Source organism: Neobacillus bataviensis (assembly GCF_019969725.1).
This window is the reverse complement of the sequence record NZ_JAHXYW010000011.1, coordinates 58441-84515: the sequence shown is the minus strand read 5'-3', so window position 1 is coordinate 84515 and position 26075 is coordinate 58441. Positions and strand designations below refer to the sequence as shown.

The window sequence follows — 26075 nt, the reverse complement described above, 5'->3', positions numbered from 1 at the left end:
CAAATGTTTTATCCGTTTCGTAAATCGTGATAAACCTATAAACTACTGGTTAAACTTTGATATTCTATCTAATAGCACATCAGGTCCGTTGTTATTGTCTACTTCGGCAACGATATTATTGTCGACTTTAAATTCGATTGTCCCTTTGATATCGGCAGAAGAAGCTCCAATCTTGAATTTATATGTGCCTTTTTCAACTATCCATAAGGAAGTAGATTGATCAAACGAAGCAATATCTTTTGGATCAATAAAGAAGTTGAATGTTTCTTTTTGTCCTGGCTTTAGTTCGCGCGTTTTTCCGAAGGCTTTAAGCTCAAGGGCTGGTTTCTCCAGCTTCCCATCAGGTGCACTTACATATAATTGTGGTGCCTCTTTACCGGCATTAGTACCAGTGTTCGTTACTTTAAACGAGACTTTGATTTTAGTAGATAGGTTGTCTTTATTTAATTTAAAGTCGCTATAATCAAATGTCGTGTAGGAAAGTCCGTAGCCAAACTCATATGCAGGCTTGACATTAAAAGTAGAATAGTAGCGGTAGCCAACGTAAATATCTTCTTGGTATTTTACTAAGTTTGGATTGCCGTCAGAGCTTGGGAAGTTTGCATAACTTGGCGCATCCTCCAAACGAACTGGGAAAGTCTCTGGAAGTTTACCAGATGGATAGGCCTTGCCAGAAAGAACATCTGTAAGAGCATTACCAGCTTCCATCCCTGGCTGCCAAGATAATAAAATCGAGTCAACGGAATCTCTCCAGCTTACGGTGTTAAACGGAGCACCAACGTTTAAGACTACTACCACCTTTTTATTAACAGCGTGATAGGCAGCAGAAACTTTTTGGATTAGAGCTGATTCTTTTGCTGACGGTTCAAAGGTTGTCGCATTTCCATCTGCCCCTTCTCCAGATCCCCTGGCAATTACTATCACACCAATATCTGAATTCTGAGCCATATATGCAGAATCTTCAGCGGTAAGATTTTCATTGATTTCTGCACCACCGGCGTTCGTTTTAACTGGTATATATCCACCATTTATCAAACCTTCTGGAAGTTGAACAGAATGGGTTGGTGTAACATAGGCGCTTCCGGTTCCCATTAGGAACATCTTAGAAGCCGCATTATCTGTGGTACACGCTGATGCAGGCGTACCAAATCCGCAGCTTGGCATCGTATAAGAGTTACCAACTATACCAACCTTTTTGACCTTTTTATCGAAAGGAAGCGCTTTATTCTCATTTTTTAATAAAACCATACCTTCTGGTGCTGCTTCTCGTGAAAGTTTTGCATCCGCAGCAGCAAGGTCCGAGCTTACGCTTAGTTTCGAATTATCTACTGTACTTAATTGTTTAAATGTTGGGGATTTGACAACTAAGGTAAGAATATTTTCAATTGCTGTATCGAGTTTTTCCTCAGGGAGTGAACCATCTAAAATTGCCGCTTTTACCGCTGCCTTACCAACGGCATTTAAACTTGGCATGGACAAATCATTACCGCCGTTTAACATGGCAGTACCATTGTTTTTCGAGCCGCCCCAATCGGTCATGACCATCCCATTAAAGCCCCAGTCACTTCTTAATACATCATTTAGAAGCCAGGAGTTATGGGCTGAGAAAGGGCCGTTAATAGAATTATAGGAACTCATCACTGTCCATGGCTTTGCTTCTTTCACTACACGCTCGAATCCAGCTAAATATATTTCTCTTAGAGCTCGCTCTGAAATAATCTCGTTTACTGACTGTCTATTCGTTTCTTGGTTATTAGCGGCAAAGTGCTTCATACTTACACCAACACCTTGGTCCTGGACCCCTTTAGTGAACTGTGCAGCCATTTCACCACTTAGAACTGGATCTTCTGAATAATATTCGAAGTTCCTGCCGCCACGAGGATCCCTATGTATATTCAAGGCAGGTCCTAAAATAACATCCACACCATAATCTAGTGTTTCTTTTCCCATTGCTGAGGCCACATTATACATTAAATCTTTATTGAAGCTAGAAGATAGAGCGGTTGGAATTGGGAAACCTGTTGTTGACTTATTGGCTGTTGATCCAAACCTGAGCCCGGCAGGACCATCAGCAAACGTTAGTTTTGGAATACCGAGACGTGGAATAGCAAACGTGCCTCCAGCAGCACCTGTTACCGCTGCACCCGCTCCTCCAATTAAATCGACCTTTTCGTCCAGCGTCATCGCTTGGATAACTGCTGGAATGGAAGCTTGGTCAACCAAGATCGGTGTCTGCTCCTGCAATGCATCAGCATTCTGTGTACTGCTGTTATCTTTTGCAACTTCAGTAGAAGATGAAACTTGCGCCGCCGGCTGTTCCGCCGCAAACACACTTCCGGGTACTGCTGATGATAGAAGCATAAGACTGAACATAGAAGTACTTAGAACCTTGTAGTAACTCTTCACAAATATTCCCCCATCAAAAAATGTAAGTGCTTACAAGAAAAAGGTTAGCATGCAGGGGGATTCTTCCATAAGTTCAAAAAATAGCATTAAATTGTGATTATCTAAACTATTTTGCTGTTATCTGAAAATTCGGTTATAAATAAAAAAATCAAGCATATTTCCGCCTGAATTGTCTACAATATCTGACATGACTATTATCCTAGCTTTGTCGAACCTTGTAATATGGCAATTTTTTAGAAATAGATGACAAAAAAATGAAGAAATACACAATTTAATCCAGATTATTACTAATATTCAAAATAATCAAAAATAGATTAAACTAGCATTTGAAAGCGTTTTAGAAACCAAAACCAAATTTGAAAGGAGATTTATAATGTTAAAAAATTGGAAAAAGAGAAAAAGAACCAAATTACTAGCTTTTACGGTTGCCTCAACAATAGCTCTCTCAGGACTCACCTATGACATTGCTTCTGCTCAAGTTCCGACCTCTTCAAATGCTTCAGAAACAGTGAATCAAAGCCAAACATCATCTAAAATTACAACAACTGCTGCCCCCTACTTAACAGACGCGGCATCTATTGACAGCGTCATTCATGCCATGACCGTTGATGAAAAGGCAAAATTTGTAGTGGGTGTAGGAATGCCTGGATTCGGAGGGACACCTCCATTTGAAGTAACTGGTGCGGTAGGTGGTACATATGGAATCCCTCGATTGGGAATACCTGAGCTTCGTCTCGCTGACGGGCCGGCAGGACTTAGAATCAGGCCATCAAGACCAGGCCAAACACAAACTTATTATGCAACCGCTTTCCCAATCGCTACAGCACTAGCTTCGACATGGGATCCTGCAACAGTAGAAGCTGTAGGTAGAGCTCAAGGAAATGAAGTGAAAGAATATGGTGTCGACCTTTTATTAGCACCGGCACTCAATATTCATCGTAACCCATTGAACGGACGAAACTTTGAATATTATTCGGAGGATCCTTTAATCGCAGGGAAAATGGCTGCAGCAATGGTGAACGGAGTACAATCAAACGGTGTTGGAGCAACAATTAAGCACTTCGCTGCTAATAATCAGGAAACAAAACGAAATAGTATTGATACCGTCGTATCTGAACGAGCATTAAGGGAGATTTATCTAAAAGGTTTTGAAATCGCTGTCAAGGAATCGAATCCATGGTCTGTTATGAGTTCCTATAACAAACTCAATGGAACGTATACTTCTCAAAATGCAGATTTATTAACAACTGTATTGCGTAAGGACTGGGGCTATAAAGGCTTTGTTATGACAGACTGGTTTGGCGGAGATAATCCGGTTGAACAAATGAAAGCAGGTAATGACATGATCATGCCAGGTTCCACAGCGCAATCTGATCTGATTAAAACAGCTGTGGAAAGTGGAAATTTGGAAGAAAAGGTGCTTGATCGCAATATTAAGAACATCCTTCAGATTCTGATCCAAACTCCTGAGTTTAAAAAGTACCAAAACTCAGACAAGCCTGACTTGGCTGCACATGCTCAAACCGCTCGAAAAGCCGCTGCAGAAGGTATGGTTCTCTTAAAGAATAACAAGATGCCATTGCCAATAAGCAAGGATGAGAAAATCGCATTATTCGGTAATACACAAATTGAAACAGTTAAAGGCGGAACCGGCAGCGGTGATGTTAATGCTGCCTATATCACTTCAATTGTAGATGGATTAAAGAGTGCCGGATACCAACTAAATCAAGGAATATTGCAGGAATACAAGACATATATTGATAACTTGCGCTCACAGGATCAGTATAAGATTAAACCAAGTCCATGGGGCGAGGATTTTGGCAAGCTTATCCCAGCAATCCCTGAAAAGCCTCTAGCAGATAGCGAAATTGCCACTGCTTCCAAAGAATCGGATATCGGCATCATTGTCATAGGTCGAAATTCTGGAGAAGGTGCTGATCGTACAGTTGTAAAAGGGGATTTCCTATTAAGTGATGCAGAGGAAGACATGATTTCAAAAGTTTCAGCGGAGTACCATAAGCAGGGGAAGAAAGTAGCTGTTATTTTGAATATTGGCGGACCTATCGAGGTAGCCAGCTGGCGGGATAAAGTTGACTCTATTCTTTTAGCTTGGCAGCCAGGCCAAGAAGCAGGATATGCTGTTGCCGATGTTATTTCCGGTAAAGTCAACCCGTCCGGAAGATTAGCATCTACCTTCCCTGTAAAATACAGTGATGTGGCATCGGCCAATAGCTTCCCAGGTACACCTGCAGAGAATCCAACACAGGTCGTATATACCGAAGATATTTTTGTCGGTTACCGCTACAATACTACGTTCGGTGTGAAGCCTGCCTATGAATTTGGGTATGGATTGTCCTATACAAACTTCAACATTGGTCATGTGAATATTAGTGAAGGCAAGAAATTCAATGACAAGCTTAAAGTATCAGCTTTAGTAGAAAATACAGGTGAGCTTTCTGGAAGGCAAGTAGTTCAAGTATATGTTTCCGCTCCAGATGGGAAGCTTGAAAAACCAGCTGTTGAACTAAAAGCCTTTGGAAAGACTAAGGAGCTTAAGCCACACCAGCGTCAGTTGCTCCAATTCGAACTTAATGCGAAGGACCTTGCTTCTTTTGATGAGGAGAAAAACGCATGGGTTCTTGAAAAAGGCACCTATACAGTAAAGGTGGGGGCCTCTTCAGAAAACATTAATGGAACGGCTGCCTTTACCGTCGATCATGATATGATTGTCGAAAAAGTAAGTGATGCATTGGCTCCGAAAGTGGATTTTGAACGCCTTACGAAATAAAAGGGTGTTATTAAGAAAGTTTACGAAACCAGCCTTCATGAATGAAAAGTGAAGGCTGGTTTTCTTCTGCCCAATAAAAGGTCATTGTCGATTTTTGGTATGTTCCGTATAATAGCCTTAATTGGAAGGCATAGGGATTGGGAGGTTTTATGAGCAAAATAACCCTAATAGCTTATACATTTGGTATTCTATTTTTTTTAGTAAGCTGTTCTTTTGCAAGTTTTTATGGATATAAAGTAGTCACACATGAATTGCCAAAAGAAGAAATGACTAAGGAAAAGTTTCAATATCACCTTGTCCTTGTTCCAGAGGAACTAGATAACGAGTATTGGAGACTTGTTGAAAGAGGGGCAAAGGCTGCAGCTAAAGAATACGGGGTGCTGCTAGAGTATGCAGGGCCAAAGCAGGCAAACATTGAAGACCATGTAAAAACGATTGAAATGTCTGCAGCTTCTAAAGTCGATGGAATTATGACGCAGGGGCTGAGTGACGAACAATTTACCCCGCTGATTAATCGGGTTGTTGCCAAAGGAATCCCTGTCATTACAGTCGATACGGATGCAGCTAATAGCAAGCGATTAGCTTATATTGGAACGGATAATTATTATTCCGGGTTTTTAGCTGGAAAAGCTTTGATAGCGGATACAAAGGGAAAAGCCAATGTCGCTATCATCACGGGAAGTTTTTACGCTAATCATATGCAACAACGGGTAAAGGGGTTTCAGGATGCAGTAAAAGGAGAAAAAGGAATCCATATTGTTACGATTGAAGAGTCAGAGATTAGCAGAGTAAAAGCAGCAGAAAAGGCAAATCAAATTTTACAAGATTACCCTGAGGTCAACGCCTTTTTCGGGACAAGTGCTTTGGATGGCATCGAAATCGCACATGTCGTGGAGAAATATAAGATGCAAAATAAAATTTATATCATTGGCTTTGATACTCTTCCTGAAACTCTGGATTATATTCGAAAAGGGACGATTAAGGCAACAGTTGTTCAGGAGCCCTATCAGATGGGATACGAAGCTGTAAGAATGATGATTAATCTCATCAAGGGGATTAAAGTACCGCCTATTGTTCATACGAACACTAGGATAATGAGAATAACAGACCTACCAGTGAGTAATCCCGGCAGAATGCGGGAGGTTAAATGATGTTATTTAGGATAAGATCGAAATTACTCCTTTATTTTATTGTCCTTGTCGTGTTGTTAACTTCTGTAGGATTCTTTTTTTATAACAGCAGTGAAAAATTAGTGAATGAATACGATAACAGCTTTGAACGATTTCTCCTGCTGAACAATATCTCACAACGAACAAATTTAATTACCGAAAAGCTCCACGCTTATATTTTAGAAAAAGATGAATCCTATCTAAAAGACTATCGAAAAGAAAAGGTAAAGCTGATAAAGGACCAAAAGCGGCTTTTTAAAGTCATTAACACAAATGATATTACACTCTCAAATTATAACAATATGATTGATAGCTTTTTAGATGAAGGTGATGCGACTGTTGGCGCATCTCAAAAAGATGAGATTAACCAATATTCAAGTCATTTTAATGAAGTATTAAAAATTAACTCCTTCCTTCAAGAAAGCACACTAGCATTGTTAAATAATAAGCTGACGGACTATCAAAAGTTTTATAATCAAATGGAACAGCAAAACCATTATTATAAGCTTATGTCGATTTCCTTGTTTGCGGCTGCGTTTTTCCTTAGCACTTTGCTGGCGTTATGGATATCTGGCGGGATTACCAAGCCGATAAGATTGTTATCACAGGCAGCGAAGCAAATTTCGAAAGGAAACCTATCCGGCGAGGATATTAAAATCACCACAAAAGACGAGCTCAAGCCATTAACGGAAACGTTTAACCAAATGCGGGCAAACCTTAGGCAGCTCGTGACAGAAATCAAACAACAGGGAGAACTGGATAAACTTTTAAAAGAATTGGAGTTAAAGAGTCTGCAAAACCAAATTAATCCTCACTTTTTATTCAATACATTGAATACGGTTTCAAAAATGGCCTACTTGGAGGAAGCGGAACACACCTCGAGATTGATTGAAGCCGTTGCGGCCCTGCTGCGGTATAATCTGAGTGATTTAGATAAAGCGGCAACGCTTAGAGATGAGGTCCGGATTGTAAAAGAGTACTTTTTTATCCAAACAACGAGATTCGGGGAGCGGATTCAATTTATCACGGATATAGAGGATGATTGTTTAGATATCGAGATTCCAAGTTTAACGCTCCAGCCGCTCATCGAGAACGCTTTTATTCACGGTGTTGAGGAATATGAAGAAAATGCCGAAATTCGCTTAAATATATACAGGCAGCGGGACCGGATTTATGTGGAAGTCATTGATAACGGCGAAGGGATGGACACCGCCACGAAAAACAAATTGCTTCAATATGCGGAGGGCTCCATCACTGAAGAGGGATATGAACGTGAAAAATCAAAAGGGCATTCCAATGGGATTGGCGTGAAAAATGTAATTAGAAGACTACAGCTTTTTTACCAGCGAAAAGACATAGTTGAAATTGAGTCAGAATTGAAAAAAGGAACAAACTTTAGACTGACAATTCCTGTCGCGGCCAAAGGGGGAAGCGAGCTTGTTGAAAGTTCTTATAGTGGACGATGAAGTTCTTGAAAGAAAAGCAGTTGCCAAAATTTTAAAAAACTCTTCAGAAGACGTAACGGTGATTGGCGAGGCCCCCAATGGGAGAAAGGCGATAGAAATGGCAGCGGAGCTGCGGCCGGATATCATTTTTATGGATATCAAAATGCCCGGAATTGATGGCGTACAAGCCGTGAAGGAAATTAGAAAATTCGATGCGGGCATCCGCTTTATCATGGTTTCTGCCTTTAATACCTTTGAATATGCCAAAGAAGTGATGCAGCAGGGAGTGAAGGAGTACATCTTAAAGCCGAGCAGCAAGCAGGATATTCTTGATGGCCTTAAGCGTGTAGCTGATGACATCCATGCAGAGAGAAAACAAACAGAAGAGCAGCACACCTTGCGGGAAAGCTTGAACCGGGCTGTTTCGATTGCCCAAAAAGAATGGGTAACATCGCTGTTAATGAACCAAGTCCAGGATATTACCTTTGATGAATGGGGGCAGTTGCTGGGGGCAGAAATTATTTCGGGCAACGTGATGCTCTTTTCTTTGCAGCCAGCAGGTAAATCTGAATTCACAAACAATGAAAAACAAAATTGGTATTCATGGCTCAAGGATACCCTTAAATCCGCTGTGAAAAAGCACGAGATCATTATTGGACCCATTACAGACCTACAAGTGCCAGTTTTATTCCTAACATCAGAAAAACTCCATTTCAAAACGAATGCTCAACTTATCTGTGATAACCTGATTAATTTTTTCAAAAAAGAAAACTTTTCAGGAGATATACGGATTGGAATCGGACATCCATACAGCCAGGCAAAAGAGCTCAATAAATCATATCATGAGGCGGTTTTGGCGTTGGAGCAGCTTGCTAAAACACCTAATCGTAAGTATTTATTTTGCGATAAGCAGGGAAATGCCTTTGAATTGCCTGCTGAATCTGGTTTTCTTGAGATAGAAAAGAAGCTGTTAGATGCCGTTCGGCAAGGGGATGTCAATCAGGTGCTGTTCATTTTTGATTCGTTTGTGACAAAGGTCGAAACGAACAAGGATTTAAAAGCTTCATTGGTAAAAAAATCCTTTAATGAATTGTTTATTCTCATATCTCGAATGCTCCATGATTTAGGCATTATCTATGAAGGAAATCCTGTAATCGAAGGGCAGGAGGATATCGGGTTGATTTTTGAAAAAGGGAAAAAACATTTACTTGCGGTCGTGCAGCAGGTTCAGATTTGGCGCAACAATCATGCCAAGGGAATGCTGCATAAAGCGAAGGAATATATTGAAAAGCATTATGCCGAAGCGATTACCTTGGAATCTGCAGCAGAATATGTAGAACTCAGCCCGTTTTATTTTAGCAAGCTATTTAAAGATCGATTCGGGATGACGTTTATTGATTACTTGACGGAAATCCGAATCAAGCATGCCAAGGCTGAAATGGTCGACCCGGCCAAAAGCTTAAAAGAAATCTGCTATTCAGTAGGCTACAAGGATCCTAACTATTTCAGCCGTGTATTTAAGAAGGCAACAGGCCTATCCCCAACAGAATTTCGAAAAGTAACAGTAAGTTAATCTCTAAAAAAGACCAATTCGCGATTGGTCTTTTTTTTATTACAGTATTGTTGCAAACGATTACAAAATAATCTAGATAATCACAAATATGTGCTATAGTTTTGAACTATTGCTAACATTCTCCTGATGCTAACATATGTGTAAGGGCTTACAGGGGGACTGAGTTAAGCAGATTCTTAGTGCTTACCAGAGTCTTTATAAAAAGTAAAAGGAGAATGATTACATGTTGAAAAAGAAAAAAGGCTTAGTTCTATCATTAACAATTGCATCTAGTATTCTATTAGCTGCAGGCTGCAGCAGTTCAACCAGCGGGTCTGGCGATTCTGCAGGCAGCAAAGACAGTAAACTTCCTGCAGTAGGTGCAACCATCTATAAGTTTGACGATAATTTCATGAGCTATGTACGCCGTGCGATGGAGAATTCCGCAAAAGGCAAAGTAAACCTAATGCTGAACGACTCGCAAAACGACCAAGCAAAACAAATTGAGCAAGTGGACACACTGATCGCAAAAGGTGCAAAATCTCTTGCTATTAACCTAGTAGATCCTAAAGCAGCACAAACTATTATTGACAAAGCGAAACCAAAAAATATTCCAGTAATCTTCTTTAACAAAGAGCCGGATGCCAATGTTTTAGCAGGCTACGACAAAGCTTACTATGTAGGAACAACTTCGTCTGAATCAGGTGTCATCCAGGGTGAATTGATTGCAAAAGCTTGGGAAGCAAACAAAGCTAAATGGGATAAAAACGGCGATGGCAAGCTTCAATACGTATTACTAAAAGGTGAGCCAGGACACCCAGATGCGGAAGCACGTACGAAATTCGCAGTTGATACTATAAAAGAAAAAGGTATTCAAGTTGAAGAATTAGCAATGGATACAGCTATGTGGGATGCAACAAAAGCAACTGAGAAAATGGATGCTTGGTTAGCAAAATACAGCGACAAAATTGAATTTGTTATCGCTAATAACGATGGTATGGCACTTGGAGCAATTGCTTCTCTTGAAAAAGCTGGATTCTTCTCTGGCGACAAATTCATGCCAGTTGTAGGTGTTGACGCGATTCCGGAAGCACTTGAAATGATTGAAAAAGGCAAAATGGTTGGTACAGTCTTAAATGACGCGAAAAACCAAGGTAAAGCAACAATCGAGCTTGCTACGAATGCAGCAAAAGGCAAGGATGTTCTAGACGGAACTTCTTGGAAGCTTGACGATAAGAAAGCAGTCCGCGTTCCTTACGTTGAAGTAACAAAAGACAACATCCAAGTTGGTAAAGACGCTTATAAGTAAGAAAAGTGGAAGCGCCAGTCCAGGGCTTAGCCCTCAGGCGCTCCTCGAACGAAGGAAAAGAAGCTGCTTTTCCTTCGTTCGGGGCATTGCTTCAAAGAGTACCCCCTTTGAAGCAGGACTTCGCCCTATATATTTGATAAAAGAATCCTTTTAATGAATAGATATGAGACGAACTTTCAGGGTCTCATATTTTTTAAATGGTTAAGTGAGGAGGTTCGCTCATGTCAGAAGCTAGTTCAACTAATTTACTTGAAATGCTGAATATAACGAAACGATTCCCTGGCGTTATCGCCCTTAATAATGTATCTCTCAAAGTGAAGGCGGGATCTGTGCATGCTTTGATGGGTGAAAACGGGGCAGGTAAATCAACCTTAATGAAATGCTTATTCGGAATTTATTCTATGGATGATGGCAAAATTCTTTTTGATGGAAAAGAGGTTTCCTTTGTCAATTCAAAGCAGGCGCTTGAAAACGGCGTTTCCATGGTGCACCAGGAATTGAACCAGGTACGCCAGCAAAATGTAATGGATAATTTATGGCTCGGCCGTTATCCGAAAAAAGGTATTTTTATAGATGAAAAGAAAATGTACGAGGACACGAAAGCGGTTTTCAAAAGCCTTGATATTAACATCGATCCGCGAAGCAAGGTCAGCACGCTTTCCGTTTCCGAGATGCAGATGGTGGAAATCGCCAAAGCCGTCTCTTACGGTTCTAAAATCATCGTAATGGATGAGCCTACCTCATCTCTAACAGAGAATGAAGTTAACCATCTTTTTAAAATCATCAAAAAGCTGCAAAGTGATAATGTTGCCATCATCTATATCTCGCACAAAATGGAAGAGATTTTAAAGATTTCCGATGAAGTCACCATCATGCGTGATGGTCAGTACATTGCGACAAAAAGCGCGAAAGAACTAACGACTGACGAAATCATTAAACTGATGGTTGGTCGTGATTTATCACAGCGCTTCCCTGCAAAAATCAACACGCCGGGAGATATGATTTTAAAGGTTTCTAACTTAACCGCAGAAACGCAGCCTTCCTTTGTGGATGTAAACTTTGAACTCCGAAAAGGAGAAATTTTAGGAATAGCAGGTCTCGTAGGCTCGAAGCGGACGGAGGTCGTAGAATCGATTTTTGGAATGAGAGCCTTGAAATCCGGAACGATTGAATTACATGGTAAGGCGGTCAACAATCATTCACCGCAGCATGCCATTAAAAACGGCTTTGCCCTTGTGACGGAAGAAAGAAGGTCAACCGGTATCTTCCCTGAATTAAGCATCAGCTTTAACTCGATTATTTCTAATATGGGTCAATACCGTAAAGGTCCATTCTTGTCTGATAGTAAGGTGAAGGAAGATACACAATGGGTGATTGATTCGATGAAGGTTAAAACACCTACACAAAAAACATCAATCGGAAGTCTTTCTGGCGGTAACCAGCAGAAGGTTATTATCGGCCGCTGGCTGTTAACTAAGCCGGACATTTTATTGCTCGATGAACCAACACGGGGAATTGACGTAGGAGCTAAGTTCGAAATCTATCAACTTATTAACCAATTAGCAGCAGACGGAAAAGGCATCATCATGATATCTTCCGAGATGCCAGAGCTTTTAGGGGTTACAGATAGAATTTTAGTAATGAGTAATGGAAAAGCAGCTGGAATCGTGGAGACGTCTACAACTTCGCAAGAAGAAATCATGCGATTAGCAGCATTGTATTAGGAGGCGATGGAAATGAATACACAAGCTTCAAAAAAATCGAATGTATCAAAATGGCTTGTTGATAATGTTATTTATGTAGTTTTAATCCTATTGGTAGTCGGTATCGTCGTTGCTTCTCCTGATTTCTTATCGATGACCAACTTAATTAATATTTTGGCCCAATCTTCATCAAGGATCATCATTGCACTTGGGGTTGCCGGTATCTTGATTACAGCCGGTACGGACCTATCTGCTGGACGGATGGTCGGTCTTGCCGCCGTTATTTCAGCATCCATGCTGCAGGCTGGCGATTATGCGTATAAGATGTATCCTAACTTGCCTGATCTGCCGCTATTTGTACCGATTTTAATCGCAATGGCTGCAACTGGCCTAATAGCTGCCTTAAATGGTGTGATTGTATCTAAATTTCATGTTCCTCCTTTCATCGCTACATTAGGTATGATGATCGGTGTATATGGTTTAACTTCGATTTACTTTGACCGCCCGCCATATGGAGCACAGCCTATCGGCGGATTAAGTGAAAAATTTACAACCTTTGCCCAGCGCGGAATTAAAGTTGGTTCATATGAATTCCCGTATCTCATTCTTTATGCCATTATCGTTTCTATCATTATTTGGGTGATTTGGAATAAAACACAGCTTGGTAAAAACATGTATGCGATTGGCGGTAACCCAGAAGCAGCTAAGGTATCTGGTGTAAACGTCGCAAGAAATCTTATCATTATTTATACGATTGCCGGTCTTCTTTACGGCTTAACTGGTACACTTGAAGCTGGCCGTGTCGGCAGTGCAACAAACAACACTGGTAACATGTACGAACTAGATGCGATCGCAGCCTGCGTAGTCGGCGGCGTATCCCTATCAGGCGGTATCGGATCCGTTCCCGGCGTAATCACAGGGGTTCTCATTTTCCAAGTTATCAACTACGGATTAGCCTTCCTAGGAGTAAGCCCATACATCCAATTCATCGTCAAAGGTCTAATCATCATCGTCGCAGTCGCATTTGACATGCGCAAACATGCAAAGAAAAAATAAAAGAGTGTCAGGCACCACACGTGGACATTTGTCCAAGTGTGGTGCCTGACACCTTTTTATGTCAACTTACTGTTAGTTGGCTCTTTCTCGTTATTAGGAATTATTCAATCCTTGTGTTACGGATTTTTGAATAATCATTTTGGTAGGTACAATCGTTCGACTACTTGTTGGTCTGTTCCCTTTAATCTTGGCAAAAAGGAGTTTAGATCCCATATCGCCTAATTTATTTACCGGTATTTCAATTCTCGTCAGTGATGGCGATAGGAATGCGGAAATACTCGGATTACTATAACCAACAATCGATAAATCACTAGGAATCAAAATGCCATTTTCTATCGCTGACTTATAAAGACCCATAACTTTTAAATCATCTGTCGCAAAGACGGCAGACGGCCGGTTGGGAGAAAGCAGCAGCTTTTTAGCTGATTCATAGGCTGAATCCACTGTATAACCGCTATTAATTATCCATTCCTCTTTAACGGGCAATCCAAATTCCTTTAAACAGTCCTTATATCCTTCTAATCGGTCTACCGAAACATGATAATCCAGTGGTGAATGCAAACATGCGATGTCACGATGGCCCTGTTCAATTAAATACTTAGTCAAGTCGTAACTGTCTTGGTAGTTATTCGTGTCAACCGAAAAAATGTTGTTATATTCCCCATCTACTCTTCCAATAACGACAATGGGAATGTTAAAAACATCTAGTTGTTTGAAAAAGTTCTCGTTCGCAGGAGAACTTAACATAATAATTCCTTTTATCATTTTTTCTTTTATTTTAGTAATGCATTTTTCTAGTTCATCTTTACTGTTTCTCGATGTCTGAATAATTACATCAAAATTTTCTTCCTCCGCTTTTGAAGAAATTCTGTGGATGATTTCAGAGAAAAAGGGGTTATTAGCGGTCGTTTTTGCCGATCGAGAAACAACCATAATAGCATCAAACCCAGTAGAAAGTGCACGGGCCAATTTGCTAGGCTGGTAATTTAATTCTTCGATCGCTTTTAATACACGTTCCCGGGCTTCCTCAGAAATATTGCTTTGATTATTAAGTACACGAGATACAGTAGACTTCGAAACATTTGCAACACGGGCTATATCATAAATAGTGTGCACGAATATTTCGCCCCCTCTGTAATAGTATCTAAAGAAAAAATATTTTTTTTATCATTTGATGGAAATATGAATTGAAGGTTGCGGCAAAAATCCAGCAGCCAACATGTATTTGTATGAGTGGGAGTTTAATTACATAATTTGAGGTGAGAGCAATATACGATACATTATATTGATGATTGTCCAATGTAGCAATATAAATATTTTGCTAATTACTATTAACTTTTATCTGTTGACAGAAAACGTTTTCTGTAATATATTTACGTCGTGGGAGCGGTACCAAAGACTAGCAAAGTGTAAAACTCTCTTTTTTTAACATTGCTGGGAGCGGTACCAAAAATTAATAATTAATGTTCAAAAATTTTTTTAATCTTTCTGGGAGCGGTACCACAAACAAAATATTTAATAGAATCATATTTTTTTAATTACACTGGGAGCGGTACCACAAATGGAGGAATTTATGAAGAAAATTAAAGAAAGACTTTCATTTATCTATGAAAACCAAAATATCGATTCAATTTTACAGCGAATCGAGGAACGCATTGCCATAACAAAACAGATGTCTCTTAAGCAAAGAAAACAAAATTGGGATGAAAAAGATGTTGTGCTGATTACGTATGGAGATCAATTTCAAGAACCAGATCGTCCGACTTTAGAAACCTTTAAAAAAATGTTTGATAAGCATCTTGCAGACAAATTTGAAATTGTGCATCTTCTTCCATTTTATCCTTACACATCTGACGATGGATTCTCTGTTGTCGATTATAAAAAAGTAAATCCACTCTTAGGAGATTGGAAGGAAATCGACCATTTGTCTCAATCAGCAAGAATCATGTTTGATGATGTTTGCAATCATATTTCGGCAAAGAGCGAATGGTTTCAAGAATATTTAAACGGAAACCCTGAATATCAGGATTTCTTCATCGAGATGGATCCCGCCACAGATTTAAGTGCTGTTACAAGACCAAGAGCTCTTCCATTATTAACAAAGTTTACATTGGCAAATGGCGAGGAAAAGTATATTTGGACAACCTTCAGCGAAGACCAGATTGATTTGAATTTTAGCAATCCAAACGTCCTTTATAGCATGATCGATGTATTACTGTTTTATTTGGAGCAAGGGGCAGAATATATTCGATTGGATGCAATCGGATTTATGTGGAAAGAGATTGGGACAACCTGTATACACCATGAAAAAACGCATGAGATTGTTAAGCTTTTCCGTGATGTCGCCGATGAGGCAGCCAAAGGGACGGTTATCATTACAGAAACAAACGTACCTCATAAGGATAATATTGCCTACTTCGGAAATGGATCGGATGAAGCACATATGGTTTATCAGTTCCCGCTGCCGCCTCTCGTGTTAAATGCCATTCACAAAGGGGATGCCAGTGCCCTTTCCAAATGGGCCAGTGATCTGCGACCAACAGAAGGGGAGACAACATTCTTTAATTTCCTTGCCTCTCATGATGGAATTGGGTTAAATCCGATTCGCGGCATCATTCCTGAAGAAGAGATATTGGCAATGGTAGAGGACTTGAAAAAAGAAGGAGCACTGGTCAACTATAAGAAAAACCCTGACGGCAGTGAAAGTCCTTATGAAATTAATGTGACGTACCTTGATGCGTTAAATAAACGGACAGATGATGATGATTTAAGAGTGAAGCGCTTTTTAGCGGCGCATTCTATTCTCCTGACTCTTCAAGGGGTGCCGGCAGTTTATATCCAAAGCATTTTAGGTTCCCGAAATGATTATAATGGAGTTTCTAAAACGGGAATGAACCGCTCAATCAATCGACAAAAATATGAAGTAATAGAAATCGAAGAGGAATTAACGAATCCTGAGTCATTAAGAAGTAAAATTTTCCGTGAATTAACTAAATTAATTCAAATTCGTAAATCGGAACCACTCTTCCATCCGAATTCAACTATGGCAGTCATGAATTTGGGAAAAGAAATATTTGCCTTTGATCGAATGAACTCAAAACATGAAAGCCTGTTTGTCGTACACAATATAACAAACGAACCGGTTGATTGCCGCTTAAATGGTACATTCTTAAATATCATTTCTGGTGAAACAGTAGTAATTAATAATAGTTTTACTTTAGCTCCATATCAATTTGTTTGGTTAAAGCCAATTATTTAGGGGGAGAACGAATGTTAAAAAAAGGCCTGAGTTTCGTATTTATTATGTTATTTGCATTTGCATTAACTGCATGCGGAAAACAGAATGCCGATGGAAAAACAACAATCGAATTTATGCACTCCTCTGTTGAACAAGAGCGTTTGGCTGTCATTAACGAATTGGTTGCAAAATTCGAAAAGGAAAATCCGGATATAAAAATAAAACAGATACCTGTAGAAGAAGATTCTTACAATACGAAAATTATTACCTTGGCAAGTGCTGGCAAACTACCAACTGTTCTCGAAGTGGGCCAGGATTATGCAAAAGTAATGGATAAAGAAGTACTGATTGACAAGAAAACCGTTAAAAAGATTATTACTCAAATAGGGGAAAAGAACTTCTATGAAGGTGCCTTAAAGTTAATGAGTACCGAAGATGGAAAAAGCTACACAGGTGTTCCAATCAGCGGCTGGGTTCAGGGGATCTGGTACAACAAAGAAATGCTTGCAGCTAAAGGATTTGCGGAGCCGAAAAATTGGGATGATATAGTTACGATTGCCAAAGCATTTACGGATAAAGCGAATAAAAAATATGGAATTGCCATGCCTACCGTTGAAGGCGGATTTTCTGAACAAGCCTTTTCTCAATTTGCTCTCTCAAATAATGCGAATGTGTTAGACAACAAAGGCAAGTTAAATATGAATACACCAGAAATGAAAGAGGCATTAACGTATTATAAAAAATTATCTCAGTATACGATGCCAGGATCGAATGATACCACCGAAGTAAAAGATGCTTTCATGAATGGAACGGCGCCAATGGCGATTTATTCTACTTACATTCTTCCTTCTGTATTTGAAGAAGGAAATGCAAAGAATATTGGATTTGCGATTCCAGCTGAGAAGAAAAAGGCAGTTTTCGGAACAGTTTCGGCACTTACCATTTCTTCTTTCTTAGATAAGGATAAAAAAGAGGCTGCTGCAAAATTTGTAGCCTTCATGTCTCAGCCTGAAAACATGACAAAATGGGTGTTAATGTCCCCAGGCGGCGCGCAGCCAGTAAGTAAACTCGTAACAGAAAATCAAAACTATCAGGCAAATGAAGTGGTAAAAGCTTTTGGTGAATTATCAACTGAAATAGCGGCATCCTTTAATGACATTCAAGTATTTGGTTTAGTAGATAGTAAAAATTTCTTGAAAATGGGTGACGTAACTAGTTCAGGAGCGATTCCTAAAATGGTTAACAGCGTTACAGTCGGTAAAAAAGATGTTAATCGAGAAATAAAAAATGCTGAAAAAACACTCGAAGAGGTTTTAAACAAAAAATAAGCAACACTGGGAGTTACCAAATCAGGTAATTCCCCGCTTTAAAGATTTTCCCAAAGGGAGGGTACCATGAAAACGAATATAAGTAAAAAGTCGGATATTAAATTGGCATTGGCTTTACTTTTTCCAAGTATCTTCTTGCTCCTGGTGCTTATTGCATATCCAATGGTCGCAAATATTCAACTCAGTTTCTTTGACCAGCCAATAAATCCAAGATTAAGTGCCACTTTTGTAGCATTAAAAAATTATATGGATATCCTGACAGACCCGGAATTCTTTACATCATTAGGGGTTACACTTTTGTACATGCTTTTGACGGTTGGAGGAAGTACAGCGGTCGGATTAGGAATTGCCATCTTTTTTAATCGTCCCTTTAAATTTCGTAAAACTGCCCGTTCATTAATTATTTTATCGTATGTAACACCATCGATTTCTTTAATCTTTGCTTGGAAATACATGTTTAATAATGGTTACGGTATTGTCAACTTTATTGGTGGAGATATTCTTCACTTGTTTAAGGAGGCCCCACTGTGGTTTGACAATCCGATAAGCAGCTTTTTCTTAGTGTCACTCTTTGCGATTTGGAGATATTTCCCTTATGCGTTTATTTCCTTTTTGGCCATCCTTCAAACGATTGATTCTACATTGTACGAAGCGGCTGAGATTGACGGGGCCAATGCATGGGAGAAATTTAAAATTGTCACGCTGCCGGCGATCATGCCTGTCCTATTAACGGTTGTAACATTACGTTCGATCTGGATGTTTTATATGTTCACAGATGTCTATCTCTTAACAAATAAAGTAGATATACTCGGTATTTACTTGTATAAAACAGCCTTTGCGTTTAACGATTTAGGCAAAGCAGCATCGATTTCTGTGATATTGTTCATTATTCTCTTTATTGTCATTATGATTGCAAGAAAGCGGGTGAATTTAAATGGCAATGGCTAGCAGCAAAAAGAATAAAGTAACGAAAACAGTAGGGTTTTATGCGGCACTTTTAGCCATTTTAATTGTTTGTCTGTTTCCATTTTTTGTGATGTTAATGACATCTTTTAAAAGTTCAAAGGAGGCGGTTTCAACAAGTCCGACCTTCCTTCCAAAAGAATGGACTTTACAGCACTATCTAGATATTTTCAATCCGGATATTTTTCCATACCTTGCCTATTTTAAAAATAGTTTAATGGTATCTTTAACTGCATCGATCTTGTCGGTTGCCATCGGAATTTTTGGAGCATATGCTCTTTCAAAACTTAACTTTAAAGGCCGATTGACTATTAATGCTAGTTTTTACGCAGTTTATATGTTTTCAGGTATTTTGCTTGTCGTTCCATTATTTAAAATCATCACGGGTTTAGGTTTATATGATACAAAAACTTCTTTAATCATTACGATGATTGTGCAAACATTGCCAACGGCCATTTTCATGTTGAAAAGCTACTTCGATACCATTCCAGTTGATTTGGAAGAAGCAGCCATGATTGATGGATTAAATCGGGTACAGATCATTTTCCATATCATTATTCCGTTATCGCTATCTGGGATCATTTCAGTATTTGTATATGCGTTTATGATTGCATGGAACGATTATCTATTTGCATCCATTTTCTTGTCGGATTCCGTCAATTTCACATTACCAATTGGATTATATGCGCTTTTTAGCACTCCAGATTATGTTTGGGGTCGTATGATGGCAGCATCGCTCGTCACAGCCTTGCCAGTTGTCATCATGTACGCCATTTCGGAGCATTTTATTAAAGGAGACGCCACAGCAGGCGGAGTTAAAGGCTAATTATTTTTATAAAACGAGAGGAAGTAATGAAATCATGAAAAAGCTAGTTGCCGTAGAACCAAGAAAAGCAGCATTGTTAGAATACGAAGATCGCCATGTACAGCCAAACGAAGTGAAAATTGATGTGGAATTTGCGGCACCTAAGCACGGAACGGAAGTTATTGATTTCCGAGGACTAACTCCTTTTATGGATGAAAATTTCAATGAAGAATGGCGCATGTTCATGCCTCGTGAAGAAGGTTCTGCACCTGGAATCGTATTTGGTGAATTCCAGCTTGGTAATATGGTTGTCGGAAAGATCGTTGAAATCGGCGGTGAAGTGACAGACTACCAATTGGGTGAAACCGTGTGTACCTATGGTCCAATCATGGAAACCGTGATTGTGAATGCCATTAATAATCACAGATTGCGTAAAATGCCTGAAGGGGCAAAATGGCAAAATGCCGTTTGCTACGATCCAGCTCAATTTGCTTTGAGCGGTGTGCGGGATGCCAATGTCCGTGCGGGTGATTATGTTGTGGTTGTAGGACTGGGTGCGATTGGTCAAATCGCGATCCAATTAGCGAAAAAAGCGGGGGCAAGCCTAGTGGTTGGGATTGACCCAATCAGCCATCGCTGCGATATCGCACTTCGAAATGGAGCAGATGTTTGTCTTGACCCAACTAAATGTGATGTGGGCTATGAAGTGAAAAAGCTGACAAACAAAATGGGTGCTGATTCCATCATTGAAACAAGCGGTAATTCTGCTGCCCTTCAAGGCGCATTAAGAGGCATCGCCTATGGGGGAACGATTTCCTATGTGGCTTTTGCCAAACCTTTCACAGACTTGAACTTTGGACGTGAAGCCCATTTTAATAATGCAAAAATTGTCTTCTCACGTGCTGCCAGCGAACCAAACCCAGATTACCCTCGCTGGAACCGCAAGCGAATTGAAGATACATGCTGGGAAATGTTAATGAACGGATACCTTAATTGCGAAGATATCATTGAACCAATTGTTACATTTGAGAGTAGTGCAGAAGCGTACATGGAATATGTAGACCAGCATCCGGAGCTAAGCATTAAGATGGGAATCGAATATAAAAAATAATCTGGTTTCAAGATTCATCACCATATCATCCAGCTAAGATCCATTTTAACGGGTTTTAGCTGGAATTCCGTAATTGGGAGGAATTTATCGTGAAAATCGGTACACAAAACCAGGCGTTTTTTCCTGAGAATATAAGAGAAAAATTCCGTTATTTAAAAGAAGTTGGCTTTGAAGGCTTTGAAATCGACGGCAAATTTTTAGTCGACCATTTAGATGAAATAAAAGAAGCGATTGCGGAAACAGGAATTCCTGTTACGACAGCCTGCGGCGGCTACAGCGGCTGGATCGGGGATTTCATTGAAGAACGCAGACTGAACGGTTTAAAAGAAATAAAACAAATACTTGAAGCACTAAAGGAAGTCGGAGGTAAAGGAATTGTCGTGCCTGCCGCATGGGGCATGTTCACATACCGCCTCCCGCCGATGGCGTCACCCCGGAGCCAGGCAGGTGATCGAAAGGCTGTCAGTGATTCCCTTATTTATTTGGATCGGATGGCGGAAGAAACAGGAACAACGATTTTCCTCGAACCATTAAACCGCTATCAAGACCATATGATTAACACTCTTGCCGATGCAAGAAGCTATATCGAAGAGAATAACTTAAAACATGTAAAAATCATAGCTGATTTTTATCATATGAATATCGAGGAAGATGGCATTTCGGAAGCCCTGCATCAACACCGTGATTTAATTGGCCATATCCACCTAGCAGATAATCACCGTTATCAGCCAGGAAGCGGATCCCTTGATTTCAAAAAGCATTTTAATCAGTTAAAGGAAGATGGGTATGACGGGTTCTTAACGATTGAGTGCCGTGTCAGAGGCAATGATCCAGAAGCTGAATATAGAAAAGCCTTACATCACCTAAAAGAATCATTAATTTGAGAGGCGATCTATTGTGAAAAAGAAGAGAGTCGCGATCATTGGAGCCGGACAGGTAGCAGAAAAGGTCCATGTTCCTAACTATCAGGCTAATGAAGAATTAGAAATAGTCGCTGCTGTTGGCCCAACCTTAGAGCGTGTGAAAAGTTTCGCGGAGCGAAATAGCATCCCTCGATTTTATACAGATGCTGCCGAAATGTATGCAGTTGAAAAGCCGGATATTGTTAGTGTCTGTACGCCCAATCGATTTCATTTTGAAAATGTTATGCAGGCTTTGGAAGCCGGCTGTGATGTGATGTGTGAAAAACCTCCAGCCATCTCGGCTGATGAAGCAAAATTGATGCAGGAGACGGCTGAAAAAAATAACTGCCTCCTCGCCTATAATTTTCATCATCGTTTTGCTGAGGATGTTTCAATCCTTCGCGAAAAAGTAAAAGAAGGGGTCCTTGGTGATATCTATGTCACCAAAGTACAAGCATTGCGCCGCTGTGGAATACCTGGCTGGGGCAGTTTTACGAATAAGGCGATTCAAGGCGGGGGACCACTTATTGATTTAGGTGTCCACATGCTTGATGCGGCTTTATATGTGCTTGGCTACCCGAAAATTGAGAAGGTAACAGCAAAGATGTTCCAGAAAATCGGCACAAAAAAATCTCATGGAACCCTTGGCGAATGGGATCCGGCAAAATTTGAAGTCGAGGATTCCCTGTTTGGGTTTATTGAGCTCGAAGGCGGTCGGCTGTTACAGCTGGAAACATCATTTGCCTTAAATATAAAAGAAACCTCGATCATGAATGTAGAGTTTTGCGGCGATCAAGCAGGAGCAACTCTTTTCCCTGCCCACATTTATACGGATGAAAGCGGGGAACTAGTGACACTTTTATCAAGAGAAGAGGCCGACCAGGACCGCCATCAAAAAAGTATGGCTGCTTTTATCGACAAATGTTTGGGGAAAAAGGCATTGGTCGCGGATGCAAGACAAGGATACATCATCCAACAACTAATCGAAGCTCTATATCAATCTGCTGAAAAAGGTGAAAGTGTATCCCTATGAAAAGAAATCAAGTAATTTACGACAATCAATTTGATTTACATGCGATAAATAAATATGCCAGTTTAATGACTTTGGGAAATGGTTACCTCGGCCAGCGTGGCACATTTGAGGAAGATTATTTTGAGCAAACCCGCGGGATGTATGTCGCGGGCATTTACAATAAAGCTTCTGTAAATGAACCATCCGATTTAGTAAATATGCCTGATTTATTAGGTATGAAAATTGAAATTGACGGTGAAATTTTCTCGATGATGAGCGGTGAAATTGTTTCCTATCAACGCAGTTTGAATCTGGAAACAGGGGAATTGAAACGCGAGCTGACATGGAAAAGCAATCAAGGCAGCAGGTTCCAATTTGTTTTTCAACGCTTTGTTGCGAAAGACAATCTGCATTTACTGGCATCGAGAATGACCGTAACGAGCCTGGATACAAACGCAGCGCTCAAAATTATTACCGGTATCAATGCTCAACAAACAAACTTTGGAAAACAGCATGTATTGGAAGATAAAGTTCGTGTAATCGATGAAGAAGTGATGCTGGGAGTCTATAAAACGACGGAATCCGGACATACGATTGCACTTGCAGTAAGTTGTCAATGCTCAGCTTCAAGTGATGTCTCATTTGCAGCGAAAAATCGCCAGCTGCTAACTACTATTAGGCACGACTTGGAAATACAAACTCCATTCATGGTTGAAAAATTCGCAACTGTTTTCACCTCGTTGGATCAAGGTGAGGCAGGACAAGATCCTGAAGCCGCAAGTATTCAGGAGTTAAAGGTAAATGCGCCATACGGTTATGATGCCTTACTCGAGAAATCCGCCCTTAAATGGCAGGAGTTTTGGAAGGAAAAACGTGTTCAAATTACGTCGGCCAACCCATTTGACCAGCTGGCAATGGATTTCGCCATCTATCATATCGAGATCATGACACCTGGACATGACGAGCGATTTAGTATTGGGGCAAAAGGTTTGACCGGAGAAGGGTATAAGGGGCATGTGTTTTGGGATACGGAAATCTTCCTTGCCCCTTTTCATCTATTCACAAATCCTGAAAAGGCTAAAAAACTATTAACCTACCGATACTTACATTTGCAGCAGGCAAAGGAAAAGGCCGAACGCAATGGCTATGAAGGGGCATTGTTCCCTTGGGAAAGCGCATATTCCGGAGAAGAAGAGACTCCAGAATTTGCCGCCATCAATATCAGGACGGGGAAAAGGCAAAAAGTGGCGTCCGCAATTGCCGAACATCACATTGTAGCAGATATTGCGTATGCCGTTATTCAATATTATCAAACAACCCTTGATGAAGAATTTATGAAAAAAGAAGGGCTTGCGTTACTGAAAGAAACGGCCCGCTTTTGGATCAGCCGAGCCGTCGAAGAGAATGGACAGCTTTCCATCAAAAATGTCATCGGTCCTGATGAGTATACGGAGCATATTGATAATAATGCCTATACAAACTATATGGCTTATTACAATGTCGAACAGGCTCTTTATTTTATGGAGAAGCTGAAGGATGTTGACGATGTACTGCAGGAAAAAGGACGGACGTTCTTAAACCGTCTGTATTTACCGAAGCCGAATGAACAATTCATCCTTCCACAGGATGATACCTTCTTAAGCAAGCCGGAGATTGACTTATCCAAATATAAGAAGAATCAAGGCAGCCAAGGTATATTATTGGATCATTCCCGGGCGGAAGTCAATGAAATGCAGATCCTGAAACAAGCGGATGTTGTCATGTTATTGTATTTGTTCCCAGAACTTTTCTCCAGTGATGTCACTGCGAAAAATTTGCACTATTACGAAGAACACACCATTCATGACTCTTCACTCAGCAAAGCCATTCATGCGATCGTTGCTGCAAGATGTGATGAGAGCGAGGCAGCTTATCGATTTTTCCAAGAGGCATGCCTGATTGATTTGGGGCCAAACCCTCATTCATCTGATGAAGGTCTTCATGCTGCTTCCCTTGGAGCGATCTGGCTCACAGCCATGTTTGGGTTTGCCAATCTTTCTTTAAAAGATAATCGTATAAAACTCAATCCGAAATTACCTGAAAATTGGGCAGAGCTTGTCATTCCGGTCACATTGCTCGGGTCTCGTTTAGAAATAAAGTTAACGCATGAGAAAATAATAGTTTCAAAGTATTTAGGTCCTGAACTTTTACTAGAAATTAACGGGACTGAATACTATTTGACAGACAAAATTGAAGTGACTTTATAACCTTTGCCAATATTGAGAGAACAGCCCGCAATATTGCATCGCTGCTTCGAAGAGGAGATGAATTGAAAATGATAAACAATAAGATTGAGGCAGTCGTCTTTGATCTCGATGGTGTTATTACGGATACCGCCCATTTTCATTATTTGGCGTGGAAACAACTTGCGGCGGAAGTGGGCATTACGATTGATGAGGTTTTCAATGAACGGCTGAAAGGCGTAAGCCGGATGGATTCCCTTGAATTAATTTTGCAAGAAGGAAATCGGGAAAACGACTTCACCTTAACGGAAAAGGAAGAGATGGCCGCAAAGAAAAACCTCCATTATTGTGACCTTTTGAAGCAATTGACAGCTAACGATGTTTTGCCAGGAATCTTAGAATTACTCGCCAAAATAAAAGCAGAAGGACTTCCTATTGGTTTAGCATCTGTTTCGAAGAATGCAGGGACGGTATTAAAGGCATTAGAGTTGGAAGATGCTTTTAATTTCATTGCCGATGCGGCAAAAATTAAAAGATCCAAACCAGATCCCGAAATATTCCTGACTGCCTGTGAAGGACTGGGGGCCGCACCAGTAAGGGCCATCGGAATCGAGGATGCTGCCGCTGGAATTGAAGCAATCAAAGCAAGCGGAATGTTTGCTGTTGGCGTTGGAAAATCCCTTCAGGGTGCGGATTATTTGGTCGATTCCACCAATCAGTTGGATTGGGATAAAATAAAGGAAACATACGAAGAGTGGTTAAAAAATTCTATTAAATAAACACAATATCAATTTTGACAGCCTCTATCCGAACATGAACCGGATGGGGGTTTTTTGATGTTTATATCAATAAAAGGCTCTGTTAAAGGGCCATTTTGATTTTTAACACAGTTGATTGGAGCGGAAGGTGCGAAGACTCCTGCGGGAGTACGGGGCAGGGGAGACCCCGCAGGCGCCAAAGCGCCGAGGAGGCTCCCCGGCACGCCCGCGGAAAGCTCGCACCTGGAGCGCAAATCAACAACAAAGTTTAACAGAGACTAAAAAAAATATTATTAAAAACCCTTTTC

The 26075-nt window shown here is 40.3% G+C and carries 18 protein-coding genes; 16 read left to right on the top strand and 2 right to left on the bottom strand.

Translation table 11 applies throughout. From position 1 onward, the window contains the following. Positions 1–42: 42 nt before the first annotated feature. Entirely contained in the window at positions 43–2406 is a 2364-nt protein-coding gene (locus LC455_RS23070; RefSeq protein WP_223594395.1) for a glycoside hydrolase family 3 N-terminal domain-containing protein, read from the bottom strand. A gap of 373 nt (positions 2407–2779) precedes the next feature. On the opposite strand from LC455_RS23070, the gene LC455_RS23065 reads away from it, so the two are divergent. The 7 genes from LC455_RS23065 (at position 2780) to mglC (ending at position 13428) form a co-directional block, all read left to right on the top strand. Next, on the top strand, positions 2780–5194 hold the full coding sequence (locus LC455_RS23065; RefSeq protein ID WP_223594394.1) for a beta-glucosidase: 2415 nt from the start codon (positions 2780–2782) through the stop codon (positions 5192–5194). Positions 5195–5343: 149 nt separating this feature from the next. Then, complete coding sequence (locus tag LC455_RS23060) at positions 5344–6345, top strand: sugar-binding protein (protein WP_223594392.1); 1002 nt, start codon at positions 5344–5346, stop codon at positions 6343–6345. Continuing rightward, a complete protein-coding gene (locus LC455_RS23055; RefSeq protein WP_223594591.1) occupies positions 6345–7829 on the top strand; it encodes a sensor histidine kinase in 1485 nt (494 codons plus the stop codon). Before LC455_RS23060 ends, LC455_RS23055 begins: the two co-directional genes overlap by 1 nt. Continuing rightward, on the top strand, positions 7801–9381 hold the full coding sequence (locus tag LC455_RS23050; RefSeq protein ID WP_223594391.1) for a response regulator: 1581 nt from the start codon (positions 7801–7803) through the stop codon (positions 9379–9381). The genes LC455_RS23055 and LC455_RS23050 overlap by 29 nt, the downstream gene beginning before the upstream one ends. A 223-nt stretch (positions 9382–9604) precedes the next feature. Continuing rightward, complete coding sequence (mglB, locus tag LC455_RS23045; protein WP_223594390.1) at positions 9605–10669, top strand: galactose/glucose ABC transporter substrate-binding protein MglB; 1065 nt, start codon at positions 9605–9607, stop codon at positions 10667–10669. A gap of 221 nt (positions 10670–10890) precedes the next feature. After that, a complete protein-coding gene (gene mglA / locus LC455_RS23040) occupies positions 10891–12393 on the top strand; it encodes a galactose/methyl galactoside ABC transporter ATP-binding protein MglA (protein WP_223594388.1) in 1503 nt (500 codons plus the stop codon). Positions 12394–12405: 12 nt separating this feature from the next. Beyond that, the gene (gene mglC, locus LC455_RS23035) at positions 12406–13428 is read left to right on the top strand and encodes a galactose/methyl galactoside ABC transporter permease MglC (RefSeq protein ID WP_223594386.1); all 1023 of its coding nucleotides are present in this window, start codon (positions 12406–12408) and stop codon (positions 13426–13428) included. 93 nt (positions 13429–13521) lie between these two features. Here mglC and LC455_RS23030 read toward each other — a convergent pair whose 3' ends face one another. Then, a complete protein-coding gene (locus LC455_RS23030) occupies positions 13522–14544 on the bottom strand; it encodes a LacI family DNA-binding transcriptional regulator (protein ID WP_223594384.1) in 1023 nt (340 codons plus the stop codon). 457 nt (positions 14545–15001) lie between these two features. Between LC455_RS23030 and LC455_RS23025 the strand changes: the two genes are divergently transcribed. The 9 genes from LC455_RS23025 (at position 15002) to pgmB (ending at position 25788) form a co-directional block, all read left to right on the top strand. Further along, positions 15002–16687 (top strand): alpha-amylase family glycosyl hydrolase, encoded by a 1686-nt coding sequence (locus tag LC455_RS23025; protein ID WP_223594382.1) that lies wholly within the window; start codon positions 15002–15004, stop codon positions 16685–16687. Positions 16688–16698: 11 nt separating this feature from the next. After that, complete coding sequence (locus LC455_RS23020; RefSeq protein ID WP_223594380.1) at positions 16699–17994, top strand: ABC transporter substrate-binding protein; 1296 nt, start codon at positions 16699–16701, stop codon at positions 17992–17994. Positions 17995–18060: 66 nt separating this feature from the next. After that, positions 18061–18942, top strand: a complete 882-nt coding sequence (locus tag LC455_RS23015) for a carbohydrate ABC transporter permease (protein ID WP_223594379.1) — start codon at positions 18061–18063, stop codon at positions 18940–18942. Beyond that, the gene (locus tag LC455_RS23010; RefSeq protein WP_440446419.1) at positions 18935–19783 is read left to right on the top strand and encodes a carbohydrate ABC transporter permease; all 849 of its coding nucleotides are present in this window, start codon (positions 18935–18937) and stop codon (positions 19781–19783) included. Before LC455_RS23015 ends, LC455_RS23010 begins: the two co-directional genes overlap by 8 nt. A gap of 34 nt (positions 19784–19817) precedes the next feature. Beyond that, the gene (locus LC455_RS23005) at positions 19818–20873 is read left to right on the top strand and encodes a zinc-dependent alcohol dehydrogenase (protein WP_223594376.1); all 1056 of its coding nucleotides are present in this window, start codon (positions 19818–19820) and stop codon (positions 20871–20873) included. 89 nt (positions 20874–20962) lie between these two features. Beyond that, positions 20963–21757: a sugar phosphate isomerase/epimerase family protein gene (locus LC455_RS23000; RefSeq protein WP_223594374.1), complete on the top strand. Its 795-nt coding sequence runs from the start codon at positions 20963–20965 to the stop codon at positions 21755–21757. Between the two features lie 13 nt (positions 21758–21770). Then, entirely contained in the window at positions 21771–22808 is a 1038-nt protein-coding gene (locus LC455_RS22995) for a Gfo/Idh/MocA family protein (protein ID WP_223594372.1), read from the top strand. Continuing rightward, entirely contained in the window at positions 22805–25033 is a 2229-nt protein-coding gene (locus LC455_RS22990; protein WP_223594370.1) for a glycoside hydrolase family 65 protein, read from the top strand. The genes LC455_RS22995 and LC455_RS22990 overlap by 4 nt, the downstream gene beginning before the upstream one ends. Positions 25034–25104: 71 nt before the next feature. Beyond that, positions 25105–25788 carry a beta-phosphoglucomutase gene (gene pgmB, locus LC455_RS22985; RefSeq protein ID WP_223594589.1) on the top strand — a complete coding sequence of 228 codons (684 nt, stop codon included), beginning with the start codon at positions 25105–25107 and terminating at the stop codon, positions 25786–25788. Positions 25789–26075 lie beyond the last annotated feature (287 nt).

Excerpts from the sequence above, each read along its gene's own strand:
- mglB (WP_223594390.1), top strand. The coding sequence starts at position 9,605 with ATGTTGAAAAAGAAAAAAGGCTTAGTTCTATCATTAACAATTGCATCT.
- LC455_RS23055 (WP_223594591.1), top strand. The coding sequence starts at position 6,345 with ATGTTATTTAGGATAAGATCGAAATTACTCCTTTATTTTATTGTCCTT.
- LC455_RS23015 (WP_223594379.1), top strand. The coding sequence starts at position 18,061 with ATGAAAACGAATATAAGTAAAAAGTCGGATATTAAATTGGCATTGGCT.
- mglA (WP_223594388.1), top strand. The coding sequence starts at position 10,891 with ATGTCAGAAGCTAGTTCAACTAATTTACTTGAAATGCTGAATATAACG.
- LC455_RS23060 (WP_223594392.1), top strand. The coding sequence starts at position 5,344 with ATGAGCAAAATAACCCTAATAGCTTATACATTTGGTATTCTATTTTTT.
- LC455_RS23010 (WP_440446419.1), top strand. The coding sequence starts at position 18,935 with ATGGCTAGCAGCAAAAAGAATAAAGTAACGAAAACAGTAGGGTTTTAT.
- mglC (WP_223594386.1), top strand. The coding sequence starts at position 12,406 with ATGAATACACAAGCTTCAAAAAAATCGAATGTATCAAAATGGCTTGTT.
- LC455_RS23065 (WP_223594394.1), top strand. The coding sequence starts at position 2,780 with ATGTTAAAAAATTGGAAAAAGAGAAAAAGAACCAAATTACTAGCTTTT.
- LC455_RS23005 (WP_223594376.1), top strand. The coding sequence starts at position 19,818 with ATGAAAAAGCTAGTTGCCGTAGAACCAAGAAAAGCAGCATTGTTAGAA.
- LC455_RS23020 (WP_223594380.1), top strand. The coding sequence starts at position 16,699 with ATGTTAAAAAAAGGCCTGAGTTTCGTATTTATTATGTTATTTGCATTT.
- LC455_RS23025 (WP_223594382.1), top strand. The coding sequence starts at position 15,002 with ATGAAGAAAATTAAAGAAAGACTTTCATTTATCTATGAAAACCAAAAT.
- LC455_RS22990 (WP_223594370.1), top strand. The coding sequence starts at position 22,805 with ATGAAAAGAAATCAAGTAATTTACGACAATCAATTTGATTTACATGCG.